Source organism: Syntrophorhabdaceae bacterium (assembly GCA_028713955.1).
Classification (GTDB): Bacteria; Desulfobacterota; Syntrophorhabdia; order Syntrophorhabdales; family Syntrophorhabdaceae; genus UBA5609.
In genome coordinates this window covers 1-3,946 of sequence record JAQTNJ010000271.1, presented here as the reverse complement: position 1 = coordinate 3,946, position 3,946 = coordinate 1, and the positions used below count along the sequence as shown (strand labels likewise).

General features: G+C 47.2%; 4 protein-coding genes. All 4 read left to right on the top strand.

What is annotated here, in order from left to right:
- Positions 1 to 212: tyrosine-type recombinase/integrase (locus PHU49_15480; GenBank protein MDD5245409.1), on the top strand; the 212-nt coding region annotated here is incomplete at its 5' end.
- Positions 199 to 1,182 carry a tyrosine-type recombinase/integrase gene (locus PHU49_15475; GenBank protein MDD5245408.1) on the top strand — a complete coding sequence of 328 codons (984 nt, stop codon included), beginning with the start codon at positions 199 to 201 and terminating at the stop codon, positions 1,180 to 1,182. The genes PHU49_15480 and PHU49_15475, both read left to right, overlap by 14 nt.
- Positions 1,183 to 1,714: 532 nt before the next feature.
- Positions 1,715 to 3,409 carry a cation:proton antiporter gene (locus tag PHU49_15470; GenBank protein ID MDD5245407.1) on the top strand — a complete coding sequence of 565 codons (1,695 nt, stop codon included), beginning with the start codon at positions 1,715 to 1,717 and terminating at the stop codon, positions 3,407 to 3,409.
- 282 nt (positions 3,410 to 3,691) lie between these two features.
- On the top strand, positions 3,692 to 3,946 hold a 255-nt coding region (locus PHU49_15465), incomplete at its 3' end, for a hypothetical protein (protein MDD5245406.1).

Sequence of the window (3,946 nt, the reverse complement as noted above, 5' to 3'; positions counted from 1 at the left end):
AAAAGGGCTACACCGTCCATGCCCTCAGGCACACCTATGCATCGGAGCTCTTAAATGCCGGTATGCGGCTGGAAGTCCTCCAGCAGCTCTTGGGTCATCAGGACATCGAGATGACACGCCGCTACGCAAGATTAACCGACAGGACCAGAGAAGAAGAATACTTCCGGGCCATGGCGATCATCGAAAAAGGAGAAGCAGATGGAGAGTACTGACAGATACCGGCGATTCTTAAAGAGGAGGAACTTCTCTCCCCATACGGTAAAGAACTACCTGAATATCCTCTCTCACTTTACCGCATGGCTCAACGTGTCCCTCAACGAAGTGACCCGTAAAGAGATGGGCAGCTACGTGGATCACCTTATGGGAAAACAGCTGTCCCCGAAGACCATCACCTGCCACCTCCAGACCATACGCCTCTTCTTCGACTATCTCATCGATGATGAGGGGATGAAGACGGCCAATCCCGTCACGAGGATATCGATCCGTCTGCCGAAACCGCTGCCCCGCCACTTAAAGGACGACGAGGTGGGCAAGCTTCTCGCCGTCATCGCCGATCCAAGAGATGCAGCCATGTTCATGCTCATGCTTCGCTGCGGCCTGAGAGTGGAGGAGGTCTCCCGGTTGACCGTAGATGCAGTGGAACTCCCACGGAACCGTCTCTTTGTCGCCAGCGGAAAGGGCCGCAAGGACCGGGTCGTCTACTTGAGCAAAGATGCGAGCTTCGCTCTCGATGACTATCTCAAGAAACGTTCATCGAAGGCGAGAAGAATGTTCCTTGTGCAGAAGGGACCTCTGGCAGGGACGCCGATATCGGTCAGAGGCATCCAGAAGAGAATTGAATACTACGCCAGACAGAGCACGGTCAGGGTGTCGTGTCACCAACTCCGTCACACCATGGCCACTCAACTCTTAAACGCCGACGCCGATCTCTCCACCATCCAGGATCTCTTGGGGCATACCCACATCACCACGACACAGCGGTACTGCCGGGTGTCGAATGTGAAGATCCAGCGGGACTACTATAACGCAATAGAGGTTGTCATGCAGCGGAACCAGGCAGGAGGCAAGGATGGATGGTTACTCCAAACAAGACTGAATGTGGCGGATGATCATATGCTATATTCACAAGAAAAAGGTGCTATGAGTGAGAAAAAAACATACAAAAAGGAAAACAGGGTGTAAGTAACTAATATTAAGAGAAAGAGCAGGATTTGTTACGTATAGCTTCCTGAACTAAACAGTTTTGAAATGTAATGGTTTATCTGTGCGTTCAGATGGTAATAGTTATTAACTGAGGCCAAGTCCCTGTCCTGTTCTTCCAGCATTAGATGCTTAGAATGATATTCACCGATCGGCTATTGATTTTATTTCGGATTTTTCATAGTATAGAAGATTGTTTATAGGATTAATTCATAGAAAAGCAGAGTTACTTATTGATCCTGCTCCGACGAGGTGAATATATGTTTATGGTTCTTGGCGCCGTTATAGGAAGGCTTCTCCGTTTAAAAAGGACGTGCCCGAAATGCAAGCGGGATCAAATCGTGCCATCGGCCAAGAAACGTGAAGCCGTTTCTTGCAAATTCTGCGGAGCCATAATCCCACCTCCCTTAAAAAAATAGCTAGACCAAACTTCGGGACATAACCATGATATATATAATACGAAATTATTTTCTTCATCCGGTAATATCATCCTATTACATAGGTTTTTGGTGATATGGAACTTGAGAGTTTTATATTATCAGCGGTAATTCTTCTCATTGCTGCGTCCGTTATAATCATGCTGTTCAGGCACCTTGGCCTGGGATCAATTGCAGGACTTCTGGTGACGGGAATAATCGTCGGCCCGAATACCCCCGGCCCCCATATCACAACCCATGTGGAAGGAGTTCGCAGCTTTACCGAGCTTGGAGTGGTGCTTCTGCTCTTTGTCATTGGACTTGAGATCAGACCTTCACGTCTGTGGGCACTGAGGCGCCAGGTATTCGGCCTCGGTTCCCTGCAGATCATTTTTACTACCGCCGCAGTTACCGGCTACGCCCTTTTGAATAATTGGCCCTGGAAGGCTTCGCTCATTATTGGCATGACCATGGCCGTGTCGTCAACCGCCCTTGTTATGCAGGTGCTACAGGAAAAGGGCGAGATAGCGAGCCCTCACGGCAGAACTGCGTTTGGGATTCTCCTCATGCAGGACCTTGCCATAATACCAATGCTGGCCATCATTCCTGTCCTTGCCGGGCCGGGAACATTCTCATTAAGTATGCCGGGATGGAAACAGCTTGGGGTCATGCTGGGCCTTTTTCTCCTTGTATGGGGATTCGGTAAGTATGTTGTGCCTTTCGCCCTGGAACGACTGGCGTACCAGAAGAACCGGGAAGGTTTTCTAATGGTAGCTATGCTGTCGGTTTTTCTTGCCGCCTGGGCCTTGCATAGAGCGGGCTTCTCATTTGCCCTTGGTGCTTTCCTTATGGGCATGCTTCTGTCCGATTCACAATATAATATGCAGATTGAGGCATACATTGAACCCTACAAAGGAATCCTCATGAGCCTTTTCTTTGTGGCTGTCGGCATGTCCATTGACCTTCGATCAATTATCGCCAGTCCGCTTGTCTTTATTCAAAACGTAGGAGTAGTATTATTCATCAAGATCGGTGTTACGTTCGTGCTCTGTCTTCTCTTCGGTATGGGTCGTAGTCTCGCCATCAGCATATCTTTTTTTCTCGCACAGGGCGGAGAGTTTGGCTTTGTCCTCCTCACCTCCGCCAAGGCCTTAGAAGTTATTGATAATAACACCTTTGTGATGGGAATTGGCGTTATATCAGTCGGCATGCTCTTTACACCACTGATGGCTAAGCTCGGTGATTATATTGCAGGACATCTTCCCCGTAAGGAAGAGGGTGTCCTATTTCTGGATAAAGACAGTGAAACAAAAGGGAGGGTCATTATAGGGGGCTACGGCCGAGTAGGACACGTAGTGGCAGTGCTTCTTAATGCGAGCAGGGTTCCCTTTATCGTTTTTGATAACGACCCGGTGCAAGTAGCGAAAGGAAAAAAAGATGGGTTTCCCGTCTACTATGGGGATATCGCAAATCCGGAGCTTCTGACTACCATCCATGTTGAGCAGGCAACGCTCGTAGTCCTTACCGTTGATCAGGAACGCACCGCTCTTCAGACCATCTCTCATGTGAGAAACAATTATCCCGGAATACCTGTGATTGCAAGGGCCAGAGACCTCGAGGCAAGCGGCAGGCTGGTCAGGGCAGGCGCCACGCTTGCGCTACCGGAAGCAGTTGAAAGTAGTCTTCGCCTGGCTACCGACACTCTCAGAATGGTTGGAGTATCAGTAGACAATGTTGACTTACTCCTTTCTGATGTTCGCAAAAAAGACTACAAACTGATTGATCCAAAATAGTAGAACTGAAGCACAATGCGCCTAGGGATACATTATAGAAATAGCAGTTTGACATCATACCACTTTTATGTTAATTTTATATATGATTTGCGTGGCAAAATACAGTTTCTTTTGTGTTAACTCAAGCTCTCTATGTATCCTTAAATCAGCTTTTAAAACAATACTGTAAAAACTAGTTTTCATCGTTTCACCTCTGGCAAACATTTAGGATGTTTGCCTTTAGTTTATGTTCTTTGGCATTGTTATTATTAGAGGAACAAAGAAATACTTGGAAGGATAAACGTGGTAACAAGGATTGTCTCCTTCAAAGAGGAAGGACGATTTGAACAGATACGTTACTATTGCGACGATCAAGAAATAGCGACGGAGTTATATGATAAAAATGGCATTCTTCTTCATGGGACAGGTATAATTCCCAACGGTATTGTGAGGGAGTACTACCGAATCGGTGTGATAAAAAAAGAAATTATGTTCAAAGATGGCAGAGCACATGGAAGGGGTATTGATTATTACCCAAGTGGGGAAATATTTGAGAAA